Annotated in this window: 15 protein-coding genes; 5 read left to right on the top strand and 10 right to left on the bottom strand. The window is 63.4% G+C overall.

Going from position 1 to position 19225, the window contains the following annotated elements; genetic code table 11:
* The first annotated feature begins 361 nt into the window (after positions 1–361).
* Together ACSHT2_RS22555 and ACSHT2_RS22550 are read left to right on the top strand one after the other, a co-directional pair.
* Complete coding sequence (locus ACSHT2_RS22555) at positions 362–1906, top strand: L,D-transpeptidase family protein (protein WP_440636609.1); 1545 nt, start codon at positions 362–364, stop codon at positions 1904–1906.
* A 134-nt stretch (positions 1907–2040) separates the two neighbouring features.
* A complete protein-coding gene (locus tag ACSHT2_RS22550; protein WP_440636608.1) occupies positions 2041–2883 on the top strand; it encodes a DUF3883 domain-containing protein in 843 nt (280 codons plus the stop codon).
* Positions 2884–2989: 106 nt separating this feature from the next.
* Here the strand turns inward: ACSHT2_RS22550 and ACSHT2_RS22545 are convergent, their stop codons facing one another.
* The 9 genes from ACSHT2_RS22545 to ACSHT2_RS22505 form a co-directional block, all read right to left on the bottom strand.
* Positions 2990–3406 (bottom strand): DUF7674 family protein, encoded by a 417-nt coding sequence (locus ACSHT2_RS22545; RefSeq protein WP_440636607.1) that lies wholly within the window; start codon positions 3404–3406, stop codon positions 2990–2992.
* Between the two features lie 125 nt (positions 3407–3531).
* Positions 3532–3918: a nuclear transport factor 2 family protein gene (locus ACSHT2_RS22540; protein ID WP_440636606.1), complete on the bottom strand. Its 387-nt coding sequence runs from the start codon at positions 3916–3918 to the stop codon at positions 3532–3534.
* A gap of 1159 nt (positions 3919–5077) precedes the next feature.
* The gene (locus ACSHT2_RS22535; RefSeq protein ID WP_440636605.1) at positions 5078–5773 is read right to left on the bottom strand and encodes a branched-chain amino acid ABC transporter ATP-binding protein; all 696 of its coding nucleotides are present in this window, start codon (positions 5771–5773) and stop codon (positions 5078–5080) included.
* Complete coding sequence (locus ACSHT2_RS22530) at positions 5766–6500, bottom strand: ABC transporter ATP-binding protein (protein WP_319336001.1); 735 nt, start codon at positions 6498–6500, stop codon at positions 5766–5768. The genes ACSHT2_RS22535 and ACSHT2_RS22530 overlap by 8 nt, the downstream gene beginning before the upstream one ends.
* Entirely contained in the window at positions 6487–7566 is a 1080-nt protein-coding gene (locus ACSHT2_RS22525; protein WP_440636604.1) for a branched-chain amino acid ABC transporter permease, read from the bottom strand. Before ACSHT2_RS22525 ends, ACSHT2_RS22530 begins: the two co-directional genes overlap by 14 nt.
* A gap of 224 nt (positions 7567–7790) precedes the next feature.
* Positions 7791–9008: a substrate-binding protein gene (locus ACSHT2_RS22520; RefSeq protein ID WP_319336005.1), complete on the bottom strand. Its 1218-nt coding sequence runs from the start codon at positions 9006–9008 to the stop codon at positions 7791–7793.
* Positions 9009–9012: 4 nt separating this feature from the next.
* Positions 9013–9870 (bottom strand): branched-chain amino acid ABC transporter permease, encoded by an 858-nt coding sequence (locus tag ACSHT2_RS22515; protein ID WP_440636603.1) that lies wholly within the window; start codon positions 9868–9870, stop codon positions 9013–9015.
* 138 nt (positions 9871–10008) lie between these two features.
* The gene (locus ACSHT2_RS22510; protein WP_440636602.1) at positions 10009–11523 is read right to left on the bottom strand and encodes an amidase; all 1515 of its coding nucleotides are present in this window, start codon (positions 11521–11523) and stop codon (positions 10009–10011) included.
* 165 nt (positions 11524–11688) lie between these two features.
* Positions 11689–12873 (bottom strand): substrate-binding domain-containing protein, encoded by a 1185-nt coding sequence (locus ACSHT2_RS22505; protein WP_440636601.1) that lies wholly within the window; start codon positions 12871–12873, stop codon positions 11689–11691.
* Between the two features lie 180 nt (positions 12874–13053).
* Between ACSHT2_RS22505 and ACSHT2_RS22500 the strand changes: the two genes are divergently transcribed.
* Positions 13054–13497 (top strand): MarR family winged helix-turn-helix transcriptional regulator, encoded by a 444-nt coding sequence (locus ACSHT2_RS22500; protein ID WP_440636600.1) that lies wholly within the window; start codon positions 13054–13056, stop codon positions 13495–13497.
* A 181-nt stretch (positions 13498–13678) separates the two neighbouring features.
* Here ACSHT2_RS22500 and secA read toward each other — a convergent pair whose 3' ends face one another.
* Complete coding sequence (gene secA, locus ACSHT2_RS22495; RefSeq protein ID WP_440636599.1) at positions 13679–16519, bottom strand: preprotein translocase subunit SecA; 2841 nt, start codon at positions 16517–16519, stop codon at positions 13679–13681.
* Positions 16520–16872: 353 nt separating this feature from the next.
* On the opposite strand from secA, the gene ACSHT2_RS22490 reads away from it, so the two are divergent.
* The gene (locus ACSHT2_RS22490) at positions 16873–17799 is read left to right on the top strand and encodes a peptidylprolyl isomerase (RefSeq protein ID WP_440636598.1); all 927 of its coding nucleotides are present in this window, start codon (positions 16873–16875) and stop codon (positions 17797–17799) included.
* Positions 17800–17971: 172 nt separating this feature from the next.
* Positions 17972–19213 carry a bifunctional glutamate N-acetyltransferase/amino-acid acetyltransferase ArgJ gene (argJ, locus tag ACSHT2_RS22485; RefSeq protein WP_440636597.1) on the top strand — a complete coding sequence of 414 codons (1242 nt, stop codon included), beginning with the start codon at positions 17972–17974 and terminating at the stop codon, positions 19211–19213.
* Positions 19214–19225: the final 12 nt, after the last annotated feature.

The raw sequence follows: 19225 nt of genomic DNA, 5'->3' as shown, positions 1-19225 counted from the left end.
CCCCTGGTAACCTCGCATTAACCCTTTTTTTGCCCAAATCGGCGATCTCAGTGGCGGTTTGGCCGCGTAGTCCAAGTTCCGGCTCAGTTTAAGTCTCTGTTGACCACAGCTTTGGGCCAACGGGCTCGTGATCCCCGCTCGGGTTGCGACCACATGACCCAGAGGTTAGAATTTTAATCAATGGCTTCAGGGCATAAGCGCTGGAGCGTGAGCTGAAAAAGCCCGTTGCGACGGGCCCGGGGGTACCCGGTCGGATCATGCTCCAGAAGAATTGGGGTTCGCGCTCGCTGCCCGGCACGGTGTGGGGTCCATCTTGATTTCTCGTTCGCTTGCTCGCGCGCTCTTGGCTTCGGTTGCGCTGATGACGGCCAGCGTCCTGCTGGCCGGCTGCAACACCGACCAGATCTCGCTCGCGACCAACGCCAAGGCCAACCAGCCGGTGCCGCCGAAGCTGATCGCCGCGATGGCCGAGAAGGACATGGACCTGCAGTCCCCGATCCTGGTCCGCCTGTTCAAGCAGGAGGCCGAGCTCGAGGTCTGGAAGCAGACCCGCTCGGGCAAGTTCGCGCTGCTCAAGACCTATCCGATCTGCCGCTGGTCGGGCGATCTCGGCCCCAAGGTACGTGAGGGCGACCGCCAGGCGCCGGAGGGATTCTACTCGATCAATCCGGGCCAGATGAATCCGCAGTCGGCCTATTACCTGTCCTTCAACACGGGCTATCCGAACGCATTCGACAAGGCGCTGGGGCGCACCGGCTCGCAGCTGATGGTGCATGGCGATTGCTCCTCGCGCGGCTGCTACGCGATGACGGACGAGCAGATCGCGGAGATCTATTCGCTGGGGCGCGAATCCTTCTTCGGCGGCCAGAAGGCGTTCCAGCTGCAGGCCTATCCGTTCAAGATGACGCCGGTGAACATGGCCAGGCACCGGAACAATCCGAACATGCCGTTCTGGAAGATGATCAAGGAAGGCTATGATCATTTCGAGGTGACGCGGCAGGAGCCGAAGGTCGATTTCTGCGAGAAGAAATACGTCTTCGACGCCGCGAAGCCGGCGGACGCCAGGCGCGAGCCGGTGTTCGACGCCTCGGCAAAATGCCCGGCCTATGTGATCCCCGAGGAGATCGCCGAGGCCGTGCGCGGGAAGCAGGCCAAGGACGAAACCGAATACGCCAGGCTCGTCGCCAAGGGCACGCCGGTGGCGCGCATGAACACCGGTATCGACGGCGGCATGAACAAGGTGTTCGCCGCCAAGATTCCGGAAGGCTCGACCGGCCTCTCCGAGAGCGCCGAAGGCACCACGCTGCAGATGCTGGCGATGGCGAAGGCGCCCGGCACAATCCCCGGCCACGTCAATCCGCCGAAGCCCAATCTCGACTCGGTCGCGTCCGCGCCTGCACCGCAGGAAGAGCCGGTCGTTGCCGTCAGCGCACCCGTGACCACGCGCGTCGCCGCAGCCGCGCCGGCGGAGAGAGCTCAAGAGAAATCCCAGGAGAAATCCTCGGGCGGCGGCTTCTTCTCGAACCTCGGCCGCAAGATGGGCCTCGGCACCGCCGATACCACGGCGACCACGTCTGCGCCGCAAGCCACAGCGTCCGTGGCGCCGGCCCACACGACCACGACACCCACGACTGCTGCATCGCGGCTGAAGGCCGCCGTGACGCGGTTCGTGCCGGGGCACGACAAGTCCAGGGATGCGACAAAGGATGCCGCGAAGGAGGCGCCGAAGCCGGCTGTTGCGGCCAAGCCCGCCGAGCCGGCCAAGCCCGACACGCGCCTCGCCCAGACGCGCCCCGCGCTGAAGCCGTCGGTGAGCGATGGTGCCGGCGAAGCAACGCAAATTATGGGCGCCGCGCCGGTGATCTCGTCGAACTCGTTCGACAGCCGCTTCGGGGCGATGAAGTAGGGCCGGCGAGACGCCGCTTTCCTCGACTTAGGCAAGCCTGAAAGTGCCATTTTCCGCGCAATGCTCGTCGCTGCACGCGGTGCCGACTTGCGCCTGACCAGTCGCCTGATACCCTCGTGTTCGCGAGGCAGAGCTTGGATCCTGAGCACACCGAAGGCACTGCGGGGACCCCTTGGACGGAGGCTGAAATCTCCGCCGTGGTCGACAGCTATTTTCGAATGCTGGCTTCCGAAAAGGCGGGTATTGCCTACAGCAAGGCAGATAACTGGCGTCGTCTCATGACGACCGTCCATCGATCCAAAGGATCGATCGAACGCAAGCTACAGAACATCTCCGCCGTTCTGGACGTGTTGGGTGCGCAGTGGATCAACGGCTACAAGCCATTGGCGCATTATCAAGACGCGCTGGTGCCGGCCGTCGAACGCAATATTCGGCGCGAGCCAAACTTTCTCTATCCGGCGAGTGCAGATACGCAACCGCTGTTCCTGAACGACGAGACGATTTTCGTTGCCCCACCACGATCGACGGACAAAGGGCTACCGCCTGCGATCCGTCGGCTTGTCGGAAAGTTTGATCCTGCCGAGCGGGATGCCCGAAATCGCGAACTGGGCAAAGCCGGGGAAAAGTTCGTCGTAGAGTTCGAGCGCATCCGGCTCCGACAAGCTGGCCGTGAAGATCTCGCCGATGACGTTCGGTGGGTTTCCGACCTGGACGGAGATGGTTTCGGGTACGACGTCCGTTCCTTCGAACCCGACGGCCAAGAGCGGCTACTGGAAATCAAGACGACGTGCGGACACGAACGCACGCCATTTTGGCTCACGAAACGGGAGGCCGACGTTGCCGAAGAAAGAAGCGACAGATATCGAGTCCGGCGCGTCTTTCACTTTCGAAACCATGCGCAGATGTTCGAAATCGCCCCACCCCTTGAAGACGCGCTCTTCATGACGCCAAGCTTGTACTTTGCGGAACCAAAATAGCATTTAGCTAAGGCGTGTATTCATGAACCGCGTTGTCGGCCATGCCCCCAAGAGCCGACATCGGCCGGCACCGGCGGCATGTCCGTTTTGGGCCAGAACCGGACCTCTACAAGCCGGTCGTCGTGGCTTTCCAAAACCTATCCATCGCTAAGCAATGCTCTCTGGACTTCGGCCCCAGAAAACCTACCACCGACCTGAAATCGAATGCCTTTCTGCCATCTGCATGCTGTAGTGATTCAAGAAAGCCGGTTGATAAAGCGGCACGTTCTTGAGCAGCGCCGTCTTCGAGCGCTTGCTCGCAGAGTTCAAAGACGGATTGTATTGTGCTTTTTGGTAGTCGATTGAAATGCTCGACAAGAGCCTCCGCCAATGCCGTACCCACGAGGGTTACAGGCACCACTTCAGGCGACCATTCGGCATTTAGTTTAGCGAGCACCTCTCTCAATTGAGGCGCAAGATCAAAAATTCTTTCAAGATAGCTCTCATCCCTCGGCATGCGACCAATATGTCGGACACGGATCATGTCGGCAATGGGTCATGACCGCCCTTCGGAAGGCCGCCCGGCTGCTTCCGGTCTACCACTATGAGCCGACCAGCCGGGACGCTGCCTAGACTTCGCGTTCGGGCCACATTCGGACATGTGCGTCGTTAGGCTGACGAAGGTCCTTCAACAATCTTCCAATACGAGTCCTTGCGGATCACCTCGTCCGCGCGAAAAGTGTAAAAGTCACATCCTCGGACCTCGATCTTTTTTCCTTCGCCTGTAGTGCCCGTTAGCGTCCATTTTGAAATGCCCGTGTTTGCCATCGTATCCACAAAATGCTCGGCGTCGCCGTAGTGAACATCCGGTAAGCCTTCAAAGCGCGTCGCGAGCCCGTCTCGTACGTTGCGTTTGCCCTCGAAGCGGGAGCCCCAAGGCTTGCTTCCCCTCGGCATCTCCAAGATACAATCGTCAGCAAAGAACTCCATGATGGAATCCAAGTCGTGCGCGTTGAACGCTTCACACAGCGCCGTCAATTTCGATCGAATGTCCATCCTTCCCTCCATCAAGTTCTCGAAAGGGATACAATAACACAAGGGCACACAGGTGAGTTGAAGGGCCGATTAGACGTCTGGTCGATGTCGCCTTCGGGTCATTTGCGGATCCTAAGTCCTCGCGGCAGCATGTCCGCTTCACGCCCGGGAACTGACATCGGGGCCGTCGATCATTCATGGGCACACGCCCTAAAGCATGATCCGGAAAAGTGCGCAGCGGTTTTCCGAAAAGATCATGCTTAAACAACAACCTAAAGCGCGATGACGATTCATCCTAATCGCATCGCGCTTTAGTTCGATTGATGCAGCGCGTTAAGGCGTCGGGCAATACACCCATTCGCTCGGAATCGGACCGATTCGGATAATACATATTTTCTCTTTACCCGAAGCCCGACATACCCTATACTCCCTCGCCATCTCATCCCGCCGGAAGGGGCGGGTCGCGATCGTCTCGGTTCGTGGGGTGAGTTGCGGTGGACGCGGGCGGTGTTGGCGCCAGATACGGCGCAGGGCAGGGTCTCCCCGTGAGCGATCAGCGGGCGCGGTACGACAGGCCGGCTGCGTACGGCAAAATCCTGGCGCCCGCGGGCTGGCGCCAAGTCTCCGTGGTGGGGTGCGTGTCCGACCGGATCGCGCATCAGCCATCTGCACGGCGACGGGGGCAATAGTGCATCGCTCCCCGGGGAGAGCGCGACATAAGCCGTCAAACCATCGCGCAGGGAAGGCCGATTATCGGGCTGCACCTGTGTCTCCCCTGTGAGCGTCTACGCAACGCATCATGCACAGGGGCTCGCGGGTGCCAGCCGGTACCCGGCCTTCCCTGCGCCCTTCCGATTCCAAAGGGCGCCAGAAGCGAAGCAAGACCCGGGCGAAAGGCGTCGCGGGATCGCGATGTCATGTCGGCTGTTTGACAGTTGAAGAAGCGGACGGGGCGCGGGGCCAGTCTCGGGCAAGCGGCAGGGGTATCGCATATGGAGCGATCTCGCCTGTGGCCATCCTTCGAGACGCCCGCCGTTGGCGGGCCCTCAGGATGAGGATCGAGGGTGCTGCGCCAGTTTCAACAGGCTCCGATGGCTGCTTAGCCTCAACCTGAGGAGACCGCGAAGCGGTCGTCTCGAAGGACGAGGCGCGCGCTCAGCTCGCGCAAAGGGCCATATCCCTACGGCGCCAGATACCGCATCAGCTCCGGATTGCTCCGCACCTCGCCCGCCTCGCCTTGCAGCGCGACCCTGCCGCGGTCGAGCACGTAGGCGTAGTCGGCGACGCGCAGCGCCAGGTCGAGGTGTTGCTCGACGATGATGACGGCGATCTCCTTGGCGAGATCGATCAGGCGTTCGGTGATCTCCTCGATCACGCCGATCCAGACGCCTTCGGTCGGCTCGTCCAGCAGCAGCAATTTCGGATCGCCCAGCATGGCGCGGCCGATCGCGAGCATCTTGCGCTCGCCGCCGGAGAGCGTGCCGGCGGGCTGGTCGAGGCGCTGGCCGAGCTTGGGGAAGATGGTCAGCACGTGATCCACTGCGTCGGCCTTCTTGCTCGCGAGCGAGCCGACCGCGAGATTGTCGCGCACCGACAGGCGCGCGAACACCGAATGCTCCTGCGGCACGTAACCGATGCCGGCACGGACGCGCTCCTGGGTGGCGCGGCGGCTGATGTCGCGGCCGTCGAAGCCGATCTCACCCTTCCATGCCGGCAGCTCGCCGACGATGGTCTTCATCAGCGTGGTCTTGCCGGCGCCGTTGCGGCCGAGCACGGCGACGCCGCCGCGCCAGGGAATGCCGAGGCTGACGTCGAACAGGACCTGGCTGCGGCCATAGCCGGCGTCGAGATGCTTGATGTCCAAAAATTCAGGCACGGCGCAGATAGATCTCCTGGACGGACTTGTTGGCCTGGATTTCGGACACCGTGCCCGACGCCAGCACCTTGCCCTGATCGAGCACGGTGAGGCGATCGCAGATGTCGCGGATGAAATCGAGGTCGTGCTCGACGATGACGAGCGAGCAATGCTGCTTGATCGGCTGCAGCAATTCGCCGGTGACGCGACGCTCCTCCAGGCTCATGCCGCCGGTGGGCTCGTCGAGCAGCAACAGCTTCGGCTTGCCGGCGAGCGCCATCGCGATCTCCAGCCATTGCTGCTGGCCGTGCGACAGCGCCGCCGCCGCATCGAAGGCGCGGTCGGCGAGGCGGAACTGCGTCAGCATGGTCATGACCTGGTCGTGCAGGAGCCCGCGCGTGCGCGAGAACACGAGGTCGAGCAGCGAGCACTGCGCCTGCAGCGCGAGCAGGATGTTGTCGTAGAGCGTCAGCGTCGGCAGCACGCTGGTGATCTGGAATTTCAGGCTCATGCCGGCGCGGGCGCGCTCGGTCGGCGTGAAGGCGGTGATGTCGGTGTTGACGAAGCTCACCTTGCCCTGCGTCGGCACCTCGGCGCCAGCAATGCACTTCATCAGCGTGCTCTTGCCGGAGCCGTTCGGGCCGATCAGGCCGTGAAACTCGTTCTCGCCGACGGTGAGCGCGGCGCCATCGAGCGCCGTGAGCTTGCCGAAGACCTTTTTGATGCCCGCGGCCTCAAGGAGCGGCATTGCGCTTCTCCTTTGGCTTCGCACCGAAGCTGCCGACCCGCTCACGCTCGCCGAGCACGAAGCTGATCAGGCCGAGCGGCCGGAACAGGATCACGAGCAGCAGCAGGAGGCCCAGGATGATCGGCCAGATTTCACGGTAATTGTCCGACAGCCAGAAGCTTACGCCCTCGACGATGACGGCGCCGATGACGGCACCGATCAGCGTGCCGGAACCGCCGAACAGCACGTAGAGCACGACCTGGGTCGAGACCACGACGCCGACCATGTTGGGCCAGACGAAGCCCTCGTGGAAGGCGTAAAGGCTGCCGGCGAGGCCCGCTACGGCGCCGCCGATGGTGAAGATGATGGCTTTCAGATGCTGCGCCTTGTAGCCGAAGAAGGCGATGCGCTGCTCGTTCTCGCGCAGGCCGGCGAGCGCCAGGCCAAATTGCGAGCGCACCAGGAAGCGGCAGAGCAGGTAGACCACGACGAGGATGCCGAGCACGAGATAATAGAAGGCCGGACCTTCCGTGAACTCGTAGCCGCCGAGCGACATCGGCGCGATCGAGGGAATGCCGTTCTGGCCGCCGAGATAATACCAGCCGCGGGCCAGACGATCGGCGGCGTAGGAGCCGGTGAGCGTGCCCAGCGACACGAAGATCACGCTCGAGGGATGCCGTCCCAGCAGCAGGAAGCCGCCGAGCAGGAGCGCGAAGGTGAGTCCGATGATGGTCCCCGCCGGCAGCACCAGGAGAATGTTGGTGATGTCGAGGTCGCGCGCGAGCAGCGCGACGCCGTAGCCGGCCGAGCCGAAGAACAGGGCCTGGCCGAAGCTCATGATGCCGGCATAACCCCAGACCAGATCGAACGACAGCGCGAACAGCGCCAGGATGATCACGCGCGTCGCGAACACCGTGAGATAGTCCTGCAGCACCAGCGGCGCGAGCAGCGCCGCGACGAGCACGACGCCCTCCACGATCGGCAGGATCTTTCGCCCCGACGATGCGCTCTTGGCCGCCGGAAGGTCCGCGTCGCTGCCAGCGTTGGCGTGGACAGCCTGTTTAGCCGCACCCATGGACTTCAGCATTTCGAATTCGACATCGTGGGATCAGTCCGCCTGGTCGTGATTCACCTCTCCCCAACGGGGAGAGGTCGGATTGCGGAGCAATCCGGGTGAAGGGCCGCGGCATCCAGTGAGACCTGATCCCCTCACCCGGATCGCATCTTGCGATGCGATCCGACCTCTCCCTGCGGGAGAGGTGAAGAGAGAGCACTCAGGCACGCACCAATCCAGGAGAGTCAGCATCCGACTCAGCATTCCTTGGGATCGACGAGGCCGTTGCTGCGGGCGACGATCTCGTAGTTTCCGCCCTTCGCGACGGCGGTGTACATCTTCATCTTGCAGTGCCGCTTGCCCGGCACCATCTCGGCGGGCCCGCCGGGACCTTCCGCGATCTTGGCGTGGTCGAGCGCGGCGGCAACCGACTCGCGATCGATCTTGCCCGCTTCCTTGACGGCAGCTTCCCACAGCTTCAGGCCGCGATAGGTGCCGGTCGCGGCGCTTCCGGCGGCGAACAGGAAGTTGCCGGGGAAGTCCTTCTCGTACGCGGCCTGGATTTTCGCGTCGAACGGGTTTTCCTTGGTCAACACCTTGAAATAGTCGAGGCAGCTTGCGAGGCCCTCGATCTCCGCGGCCTGGTTGATGTTGAGCGTGTTCTCATCATAGTAGACGCAGGCAAGCCGCCCGCCGTTCTTGAGGAAGCCCGCTTCATAGAGCTGCTTGAAGAACGGACCGACGCCCGGCGGGATGACGGTGTTGAAGACGACGTCGACCTTGTTGGAGATGATGCGGTTGACGGTCGAGGAGAAGTCGACCTGGTCGAGCGGGTAATATTCCTCGAACACGACCTCGCCGCCGTTGGCTTCGATCACCTTGCGGGCGTAGACGTTGAGCGTGTGCGGCCAGACATAGTTGGCGCTGGGCAGCGCGAATTTCTTGCCGCCGTTCTTGATCAGCCAGGGGATGAACTCGTCGCACTGCTGCGCCGGCGTCGGGCCGGTGCAGAACAGGTACGGCGTGCACTCCTTGCCTTCGTAGAGTTGCGGATAGATGTAGAGCGTCTTGCCGCGGGCGACGATCGGATCCTTGATCGCGTTGCGCATCGACGAGGTGATGCCGCCGAGCACCATGTCGACCTTGTCGCGCTGGATCAGTTTTCGCACGTTGCCGACGGCCACGGATTCGTTGGACGCAGTGTCCTCGATGTAGAGCTCGAGCGGACGGCCGAGCAGGCCGCCGGCCGCGTTGATCTCCTTGATCACCATTTTCGCGACGTTGGCGTCAGCGTTGCCAGCATAGGCGATGGGGCCGGTGAGGTCGGTGGCGATGCCGACCTTGATCGGGGCCTCGGCCGCATTGGCCCAGGGCGCCGGGATCACCCAGCTGCCAACGCCGGTTGCGACCGCGCCGGACGCAAAGGCGAAATTGGAGAGGAAACGACGTCGCGTGAGCTGAGTACGATCGAGCATGTGATTAAACCCCTTTTCCAGCGATGAGACCCTGCGGGCGGAATTTGATGAAGACAATGGCGAGCACGAAGACGAGGACGTCGGCGACGACGGGCGCCATCACCCAGGGCAAGGCGGCACTGAGCGTGCCGATGACGCCGGCGCCGGCGACCGGGCCGATGAAGGAGCCGACGCCGCCGACCATGACCGCGACAAAGCCCTGGATCAGGAAGCGCAGCCCGAGATCGGCGTAGAGGCTGAACACCGGCACGATCAGCGCGCCGGCGAGCCCGGCGAGCGCGGAGCCGAACGCGAAGGTGGCGCCGTACATCAAGGGCGTGGAGATGCCGGAGGCGCGCGCCAGCGACGGGTTCTCCAGCGTGGCGCGCATGCGCAGGCCGAAGCTGGTGCGCGAGAGCAACAGATAACAGCCGGCCATCACCAGCAGCGTGATGACGATGATGGTGAAGCGCCAGGCCGAGATGTGCATGGCGCCGATGTCGATCGAGCCGCCGATCGGCTCCGGTACGGTGAGATAGAAGCCGCCGATCAGGCCGCGCACGGATTCGCGGATGATCAGGCCGAGCGCATAGGTGCCGAGCATGGCGACAATGGGCGCGGCATAGAACCTGCGGATGATCAGCGCTTCCAGCACGAAGCCGAGCGAGCCGACGACGACCGGCGCCGCGACCATGCCGGCCCAGATCGGCAGGCCCTTGGCATAGGCGAGATAGGTGATGTAGGCCCCGAGCAGGACGAACTCGCCTTGCGCGAAGTTGAAGATGCCCATCATGCTGGCGATGATCCCGAGCCCCAGCACGATCAGAACGATGATCGCCCCGAAGCTCAGGATTTCGAACGCCGCGACGAACGCGTTAGTCATGCGCCAGCGCCTTTCCCGTTCCGATGGAATCGGAACGGGGCTCCAGATTGTTGTTGTGACGCGGATTCTTGATGCGAGCCGGTGTCCACTTCGCTCGAAAACGCCCTGGTGCTCCGTCCGCGTGCATCAACACCTCGCTCACATCTTCTTCCAGTCGCCGATCTGCTCGAAGGCATGGGCGGCGCGGTAGATGGTGGATTCCTCGAACATGCGGCCGACCAGCATCAGGCCGACCGGCAGGCCATCGACCATGCCGCAGGGCAGCGACATCGCGGGATGATGGGTGATGTCGAACGGCGCGGTGTTGGAGATCATCTCGAGCGCGCGGGCGACATACTCCTCGCGGCTGGCGGTGGGCTCCGGCAGCTTGGTCGCCTTCATCGGCGTGGTCGGCATCAGCAGGAGATCGTAATCCTTGAACGCCTTGTCGTAGGCCGCGGTCAGCCGGCGCGAGATGTTGAGCGCCTTGCCATAGAAGCGTGGACCGAAATTGTTGTTGATGTAGGTGCCGAGCATCATGAACAGCTTCGTGGTCTCGGACAGCGAATCGGCCTGCCGACGCCAGCCGCGGTGGAAATCCATCAGCGAGGTCGAATAGAGGTCGCCGCGGCTGAGGCCGTAGCCGTCGCCGAACATCATGGTCTGGGTCAGGCCTTCGGTGCCGATCGGGGTCCAGATCGCGCCGCCCAGGAGATGCATCGGGATCGACACCGTCTCGACGCTGGCCCCGAGATCCTTGAAGCGCTTTGCCGCCTCGCGCACGCTTTCATTGACCGCGGCCTCTGCGACCGGCTGCTCAAAACCTTCCTTGAGGATGCCGATCTTCATGCCCTTGACGCCCTGACCGAGCGCCTTGGTGTATTCCTCGACCTTCGGAGCCTTGATGCGCGGATCGTAGCCGTCGTCGCCGGCGAGCACTTCGAGCAGCAGCGCGTTGTCGGCCACCGTCGCGGTCATCGGGCCGGTATGGTCGACATAGATCTCGATGGGCATGATCCCGGTATAGGGCACGAGGCCCCAGGTCGGCTTCATCCCGTAGATGCCGCAGAACGAGGACGGCATCCGGATCGAGCCGCCCTGATCGCCGCCGATCGCCATGTCGACCTCGCCGAGCGAGACCACGACGCCCGAGCCCGACGACGAGCCACCGGCCGAGTAACCCATCTTGTGCGGATTGTGCACCGCCCCGTAGGAGCCGGTGTGGCTGCCGCCGGACAGGCAGAAGTGCTCGCAATGCACCTTACCCTTGATCTCGGCGCCGGCATCCAGCATGCGCGTGACGATGGTGGCGTCGAAATCGGGCACATAGCCTTCCAGCGTCGACGACCCGTTGGTCATGGGAACGCCGGCCAGCATGATGTTGTCCTTCAGCGCAACGGTCTTGCCCTTGAGCTTGCCGCTGGCGGCACCCTTCACGGCCGACTTGCGATACCAGGCATTGCGCGGGTTCTCTTCCGGCGAGGGCCGGTAGCCCGGCGTGCGCGGGTATTTGACCTCCGGCACCTCGTCCGGCATCACGGCAACGAGATTGTAGGCCTCGATCGAGCCCTGCATCAGGCCGCGGAACGAGGCGACGTCGTCGTCGGACAGCGAAAGGCCGCACTGCTCGGCGACGCTGCGAAGTTGGGCGGGCGTGGGAAGGACAACTGTCACGGCGCTCTCCTTGAAGGTTTCTTGATCCCTGGCGTTGAACGGAAGCCTTTCGTCCGCGCCTGCACGGCGCGGGCCGGCTGGCCTCGCGTCGATAATACAGACGGAAATATTTTCCTTTTCAAGTTTTATTTCGCGAAACGGCTGCGACGTATCAGCGGCCGTAACTCAGAACGTCTTGATGATCCTGAAGTCGAGACCGTCGGCTTCAGCAAGGTACATCGGCATCTCGGCGCGGCCGTCACGAAGGGTCACGGGACCACGGCCAGCCGAGTAGACGGTGTTGCGCGCGGCCTTCAGGAGCGGACGAAACGCCAGCGATCCGGCGCGGTTGGCCACGGTCTCCAGGAAGCGCAACCCTTCATAGTTCGACTGGCCGATCGAGCCGACCGGCGGCGCGTGCGGGCCGAACATGGCCTGATAGCCACTGAGGAACTCATCATTGGCCCGCGAGGCCATGCAGTTGAAATAGCCGGAGGCGCAGAACAGATTCTCGGTGTTGTCGGCGCCGACGCCGAGCAGCACGGTCTCGTCCATCGCGCCGGCAAGCCGCAGCGTCGAGGTGGCAAGGCCCGCTTCCGCGAAGGCGCGGTTGAAGGTGATGCTGTCGGTGCCGATCAGCGAAATCAGCACCACGTCCGGCTTGGCGGCGCGGATGCGTGCCAGATGCGACTCGTGATTGTCCTCGCCGACCGGGACGAACTCCTCGCCGACGACCTGGCCGCCCGCTTCCTTGATGTAGCGCTTGACCGCGCGATGCGACTGCCACGGCCAGACGTAATCGCTGCCGATCAGGTACCAGCGCTCTGCCTTCTTGACCTCCGCGAGCCAATGGATCGACGGTCGGTTCTGCCAGCGCGGCGTCTCGCCGATCGCCATGACGCCCGGCGTCCGCTCGCCGCCTTCATAGACCGGCGTGTAGATATAGGGGATGCGGTTGCCGGTGACCTTGCGCAGCGCAACGCGGACGGCGCTGATATGCGAGCCCATGATGAGGTCGACCTCGTCGAAGGCGATCGCCTGCTCGGCGCGGCGCACCACGTCTTCGATCGAGCCGCCGGAATCGTAGATCGACAGTTCCAGCTCGCGGCCCAGAATGCCTCCGCGCCTGTTGATCTCGGCGACCGCCAGCATCGCGCTGTTGGTGGAGGTCGGCCCCCAGATTCCGGGCGAGCCGGTGAAGGTGAGGAAATTGCCGATGCGCAGCTTGTTGCGCGCGCCGCGCCGCTTCATGAAATGCGCATCGACCGGGGACAGGTCGAAATCCGTCGCCGATGGCGACAAATTCCTGAACAGCAGGGACGGCGGCAACGCCGGGCCGCCGTGAGCCGGGAAGTTCACCGTCGCGCGCACGCCAACTCCTGTCCGGGACCAGACCTGAAAAGCACATTCTTCGGGCGGCCGCGGCTTCCGCCCTTTTGTTAGGCAATGATCCTATTTTGAAAATATTGAATGTTCAAGAATTGAAGTGCATATAGATGCAGCATCGATTGCAAGACATTCACTCATTTGGGTCAAGACGAAGTCTTAGCCGTGGCAAAACCGCCGAAACAAAACTCTCCGATCACCGAACACCTCGCCTACCTGCTCGCGCAAGCAAACCGGGAGATCAACCGGCAGCTCGAACTGCGGTTGAGCACGGAGGGCGTGCCGGTCGAGCAATGGCGCATCCTGAAGGTGCTGTCGGATGGCAACGGCCATTCGATGGGCGAGCTTGCGGATGCCGTGCTGCTCAACCATCCGACACTGACCAAGATCATCGACCGCATGGTCTCCGACACGCTGGTCTATCGCGTGCAGGACCCGAACGACCGCCGCAAGGTCCTGATGTTCATCTCCGACCGCGGCAAGGTGCTGTGCAAGAAGCTCAACTCGCTCGCGGTCGACCAGGAGGAGCATATCCTGGAGAGCTACGGCGACAAGTCGACGAGCGAGCTCAAGCGGCTGCTGGAAAGCCTGATCGACAGCTCGAATTGAGGGGGGCGCAGCTGCGCCTTGCGCCACATGCTCAACTGTCATCGCCCGATTAGTCGGGCGATCCAGTATTGCAGAGACAGTCGTGATTGAATCGAGAAGCTGCGGCGTACTGGATCGCCCGGTCAAGCCGGACGACGACAGCGGGGAGTGAGGCGCCGACGTCGCACCTCACGCCTATTCGCTAACCGTACCGCCCGTGGCAGTGCTTGTACTTCCTGCCGGAACCGCAGGGGCAGTCCTCGTTGCGGCCGACCTTGCCCCAGCTTGCCGGGTTCTTCGGATCGCGCAACGCGGCGTCGGTGGTCTGGGCGCCGAGCGTGACGCTGGCGAGGGCCATCTCGTCCTCGCCGGTGTTCGGATCGAACTTGTGCGCTTCCATCGGCGGCAGGACGGGTGCTTCCTGCTCCGGCGGGACGATCTCGACACGCATCAGCTGCGCCGTGACGGCCTCGCGCAAGTGAGCGCTCATCTCCTGGAAGAGGTTGAACGCCTCGGTCTTGTATTCCTGAAGCGGATCGCGCTGGCCGTAGCCGCGCAGGCCGATGACCTGGCGCAGATGGTCGAGCATGACCAGGTGCTCGCGCCAGAGATGGTCGAGCGTCTGGAGCAGGATGGTCTTCTCGACGTAACGCATCACGTCGGGACCCCATTGCCCGACCTTGGCCGCCATGTGCTCGTCGGCCTTGGTCTCGATACGGTTCAGCAGCTCCTCGTCGGCGATGCCTTCTTCCTTGGCCCATTCGTCGACCGGCAGGTCGAGGTCGAGCACGCGCTTCAATTCGTCCTTCAGCCCCGCGACGTCCCACTGCTCGGCATAGGCATGCTCCGGCACGTGCTTGGCGACGAGGTCGTCGATGAAGGCGTGGCGCATGTCGGTAACGGTCTCGGCGACGCTCTCGTCCTTCATCAGCTCGACGCGCTGGTCGAAGATCACCTTGCGCTGGTCGTTCTGGACGTTGTCGAACTTGAGGAGGTTCTTGCGGATATCGAAGTTGCGCGCCTCGACCTTCTGCTGCGCCTTCTCCAAGGCCTTGTTGATCCAGGGATGGATGATGGCCTCGCCCTCTTGCAGGCCGAGACGCTGGAGCATGCTGTCGAGACGGTCCGAGCCGAAGATCCGCATCAGGTCGTCTTCCAGCGACAGGAAGAACTTCGAGCGGCCGGGGTCGCCCTGACGGCCGGACCGGCCGCGCAGCTGGTTGTCGATGCGGCGTGATTCATGCCGCTCGGAGCCGATGATGTAGAGGCCGCCGGGCTTCTTCACGGTCTTGGCGGGCTTGCTCCCCTTCGCCGGCTCGATCTCGACGGTCTCCTCGGCCTTCAGCACGATTTCGCGGAAATGCGCGATGTCGGCCTTGATCTGCTCGATCTTCTTCGCCTTCTCGGCCTCGTCGGTGATGCCCGCGGTCTCCTGCTGGAGACGCATCTCCAGCGAGCCGCCCAGCTTGATGTCGGTGCCGCGGCCGGCCATGTTGGTCGCGATCGTGATCGCGCCGGGAACGCCGGCTTCGGCGACGATATAGGCTTCCTGCTCGTGGAAGCGCGCGTTCAGCACCGCGAACAGCTTTGCCTGCTTGCCGGCGCGGGCCGCGGCATAGAGCTTGTCGAGCGCGTTCTCCTTGCCGAAATCGATCTGCTTGTAGCCGTTCTTCTTGAGGAATTCGGCAAGCACTTCCGATTTCTCGATCGACGCCGTGCCGACCAGTACCGGCTGCAGGCGCGAATTGGCGCGCTCGATCTCGGCAAGGATGGCGGCGTATTTCTCCTGCTGAGTGCGGTAGACCTCGTCGTCCTCGTCGAGGCGCGCGACCGACAGATTGGTCGGAATCTCCACGACCTCGAGCTTGTAGATGTCGAACAATTCGTCCGCTTCGGTCGCGGCCGTGCCGGTCATGCCCGCCAGCTTCTCGTACATGCGGAAGTAGTTCTGGAAGGTGATCGAGGCGAGCGTCTGGTTCTCGGGCTGGACCTGGACGTGCTCCTTGGCCTCCAGCGCCTGATGCAGGCCTTCCGAATAGCGGCGGCCCGGCATCATGCGTCCGGTGAACTCGTCGATGATGACGACCTCGTCGTCGCGGACGATGTAGTCCTTGTCGCGGGTGAACAGGGTGTGGGCGCGCAGGGCCTGGTTGATGTGGTGCACGACGGAGACGTTCTCGACGTCGTAGAGCGACTCGCCCTTGAGCTGCCCCGCATCGCGCAGCAGCGTCTCGATCTTCTCCATGCCGGCTTCGGTCAGCGTCACCGTGCGCTGCTTCTCGTCGACCTCGTAATCGGTCTTGTCGAGCCTGGGCAGGAACGAGTCGATGGTGTTGTAGAAATCGGAGCGGTCGTCGAGCGGACCGGAGATGATCAGCGGCGTGCGCGCTTCGTCGATCAGGATGGAATCGACCTCGTCGACGATGGCGAAGAAGTGCGGCCGCTGGACCATGTCCTCGAGCCGGTACTTCATGTTGTCGCGCAGATAGTCGAATCCGTATTCGTTGTTGGTGCCGTAGGTGATGTCGCAGGCATAGGCCGCCTTGCGCTCGGCGTCGTCGAGGCCGTGCACGATCACGCCGGTGGTCATGCCGAGGAAGCCGTAGATCTGGCCCATCCAGCCGGAGTCGCGCCGGGCGAGATAGTCGTTGACCGTGACGACGTGGACGCCCTTGCCGGCGAGCGCGTTCAGGTAGACCGCAAGCGTTGCGACCAGCGTCTTGCCTTCGCCGGTCTTCATCTCGGCGATGTCGCCTTCGTGCAGCACCATGCCGCCGATCAGCTGGACGTCGAAATGGCGCTGGCCGAGCGTGCGCTTGGCCGCCTCGCGCACGGTGGCGAAGGCCGGCACCAGCAGGTCGTCGAGCGTCTTGCCCTCGGCGAGCTGCTTCTTGAACTCGGCGGTGCGGGCCTTGAGCGCCTCGTCGGAGAGTTTGACGAGCTCGGGCTCCAGCGCGTTGATCGCGTTGACGCGGGACTGATATCCCTTCACCCGCCGGTCGTTGGCGGAGCCGAAAAACTTGCGGGCGAGCGCGCCGATCATGCCTAGTTCCTGTGTTCGCGATTTAACCGCTTTGCAGCCAAGAAGTTGTCACCCGCCTGCCTATCAACTCACCGTGACGCTTCGCGGCGTCAGAGCCCGGACTGCGGGGTTCATCCGCCATATGGGTGGGAATTGGGCAAGTCTGGGTTCAACGGCCAAAAACGCAGCAAAATAAACGCCATCGCCATGGTCGCGACCGGGCAGAGATATGGCCCGGTCGGGGCCTTGTCAACGGCGGGCGCATTGCGGCCAATTCATCATTTTGACAGACTTTTCGCGTTGCCAAGCCCCCCTGAATTGGGCGAGTGTCCGCCCCGCTCGAGCAGCCCCCTGCTTCAACATAAGGATTTTCCATGACCACCTCGTTCCCGGTAACCACCGGCCAGCGTTTTCGCCATGCGTCCGCCCTGGCTGGCTGCCTCGCTCTGGCGCTGTCGCTGGCGTTCGCGGGCCCGCTCCGGGCCGCCGACGATCCGGTGCTGGCGAAGGTCAATGGCGCGGAAATCAAGAAGAGCGACGTCACCATGGCCGAGGAGGAACTCGGCCCGAGCCTCGCCCAGATGGACCCGGCCACCAAGGACGAGAACGTCCTGTCCTTCCTGATCGACATGAAGATCGTCAGCAAGGCTGCCGAAGACAAGAAGATCGCCGACAGCGAGGAATTCAAGAAGCGCCTGGCATTCGCCCGCAATCGGCTCCTGATGGACAGCCTGCTCGCCACTGAGGGCAAGGCCGCCACCACGCCGGACGCCATGAAGAAAGTCTATGAGGAGGCCGCCAAGCAGATCACCGGCGAGCAGGAGGTGCGCGCCCGCCACATCCTGGTCGAGACCGAGGACGAGGCCAAGGCGGTGAAGGCCGAGCTGGACAAGGGCGCCGATTTCGCCGAGCTCGCCAAGAAGAAGTCCAAGGATCCGGGCTCCGCCGATGGCGGCGACCTCGGCTTCTTCACCAAGGAGCAGATGGTGCCGGAGTTCTCCGCCGTCGCTTTCGCGCTGGAGCCGGGCAAGATCTCCGATCCCGTGAAGTCGCAGTTCGGCTGGCACGTGATCAAGGTCGAGGAAAAGCGCAACCGCAAGGCGCCCGATTTCGAGCAGGTCAAGGCCCAGATCGAGCAGTACGTGACGCGCAAGGCTCAGGCCGAGTATGTCGCCAAGCTGCGCACCGAAGCCAAGGTCGAGCGGCTGGACAAGCCGGCGGCGGATGCGTCCAAGGACGCCAAGCCGGCGGACGCTGCCAAGCCGTCCGACAGCAAGATGGCGCCGCCTGCAAAGAAGTAAGACCGCGAAGAAGTAAATCGACTTCGCTCTCGGACTTCAGTAGTTTGACGTCATGCCCGGGCTCGTCCCGGGCATCCACGTCTTAAGATCCTCATCAACATGTGCTGAAGGACGTGGATGGCCGGGACAAGCCCGGCCATGACGGCTTCCATCTGTCCATAGGCGCCTCGCGATGTCCTCCTCCGTCTCTCCCCTCGCCCCCAAAACCGTTCCTGACATGCCCGTGATCGCGGGCATCCGTCTTGCGACGGCCGAAGCCGGCATCCGCTACAAGAACCGCACTGACGTGCTGCTGGCGGTGATGGACAAGGGCACCGCAGTGGCCGGCGTCTTCACCAAGTCGAAATGCCCCTCCGCCCCGGTGGAATGGTGCCGCGCCAAGCTGAAGGGCGGCAAGGCGCGTGCGCTGGTGGTCAACTCCGGCAACGCCAATGCCTTCACCGGCAAGACCGGCCGCACCTCCACCGCGCTGACCGCGAAGATCGCGGCCAAGGCGGTCGGGTGCAGCGAGAGCGAGATCTTCCTCGCCTCGACCGGCGTGATCGGCGAGCCGCTGGATGCGACCAAGTTCGACGGCGTGCTGGGCCGCCTCGCCGAGACCGCCGAGCCCGGCGACTATCTCGCCGCGGCCAAGGCGATCATGACCACCGACACCTTTCCGAAGGTCGCGACCGCGACCGTCAAGCTCGGCAGGGCCAAGGTCACCATCAACGGTATGGCCAAGGGCGCCGGCATGATCGCTCCCGACATGGCGACGATGCTGTCCTTCATCTTCACCGACGCGCCGCTCGCGCCCGCGGCCTTGCAGGCGCTGCTCAAGAGCGGCGTCGAGGACACTTTCAATGCGGTGACGATCGACGGCGATACGTCGACGTCGGACACGCTGCTCGCTTTTGCGACCGGCGCCGCCGCCGAGCACGGCGCACCGAAGATCAGCCGCGCCAGCGATCCGCGCCTGAAGGCCTTCGTCAAAGCCTTCAACCGGGTGCTTGCCAACCTCGCCGAGCAGGTGGCTCGCGACGGCGAAGGCGCGCGCAAGCTGGTCGAGATCACGGTCGAGGGCGCCAAGACCAAAGCCTCGGCGCGCAAGATCGCGATGTCGATCGCCAACTCGCCGCTGGTGAAGACTGCGATCGCCGGCGAAGACGCCAATTGGGGCCGCGTGGTGATGGCGGTCGGCAAGGCCGGCGAGCCGGCCGATCGCGACAAGCTCTCGATCTCGTTCAACGGCATCCGCGTCGCCAGGAGCGGCGCGCGCGATCCCGACTATGACGAAGCGCAGGTGTCGGAAGCGATGAAGGCGCCGGAGATCGCGATCAAGGTCTCGCTCGGCCTCGGCAAGGGCCGCGACCGCGTGCTGACCTGCGACCTCACCAAGGAATACGTCGCGATCAACGGGGATTACAGGTCGTAGGTCTCGAAGCAG

Origin of the sequence: Bradyrhizobium sp. PUT101, assembly GCF_052043945.1 — a bacterium.
Taxonomy (GTDB): Bacteria; Pseudomonadota; Alphaproteobacteria; order Rhizobiales; family Xanthobacteraceae; genus Bradyrhizobium.
Note: the sequence above shows the minus strand (reverse complement) of the source record. Positions and strands in the feature narration are given on the sequence as shown.

What these genes read in the sequence shown, in the direction of transcription:
- ACSHT2_RS22555 (WP_440636609.1), top strand. Translation starts at nt 362, where the DNA reads ATGACGGCCAGCGTCCTGCTGGCCGGCTGCAACACCGACCAGATCTCG.
- ACSHT2_RS22545 (WP_440636607.1), bottom strand. Translation starts at nt 3,406, where the DNA reads ATGATCCGTGTCCGACATATTGGTCGCATGCCGAGGGATGAGAGCTAT.
- ACSHT2_RS22540 (WP_440636606.1), bottom strand. Translation starts at nt 3,918, where the DNA reads ATGGACATTCGATCGAAATTGACGGCGCTGTGTGAAGCGTTCAACGCG.
- ACSHT2_RS22530 (WP_319336001.1), bottom strand. Translation starts at nt 6,500, where the DNA reads ATGCCGCTCCTTGAGGCCGCGGGCATCAAAAAGGTCTTCGGCAAGCTC.
- ACSHT2_RS22525 (WP_440636604.1), bottom strand. Translation starts at nt 7,566, where the DNA reads ATGCTGAAGTCCATGGGTGCGGCTAAACAGGCTGTCCACGCCAACGCT.
- ACSHT2_RS22520 (WP_319336005.1), bottom strand. Translation starts at nt 9,008, where the DNA reads ATGCTCGATCGTACTCAGCTCACGCGACGTCGTTTCCTCTCCAATTTC.
- ACSHT2_RS22515 (WP_440636603.1), bottom strand. Translation starts at nt 9,870, where the DNA reads ATGACTAACGCGTTCGTCGCGGCGTTCGAAATCCTGAGCTTCGGGGCG.
- secA (WP_440636599.1), bottom strand. Translation starts at nt 16,519, where the DNA reads ATGATCGGCGCGCTCGCCCGCAAGTTTTTCGGCTCCGCCAACGACCGG.
- ACSHT2_RS22490 (WP_440636598.1), top strand. Translation starts at nt 16,873, where the DNA reads ATGACCACCTCGTTCCCGGTAACCACCGGCCAGCGTTTTCGCCATGCG.
- argJ (WP_440636597.1), top strand. Translation starts at nt 17,972, where the DNA reads ATGTCCTCCTCCGTCTCTCCCCTCGCCCCCAAAACCGTTCCTGACATG.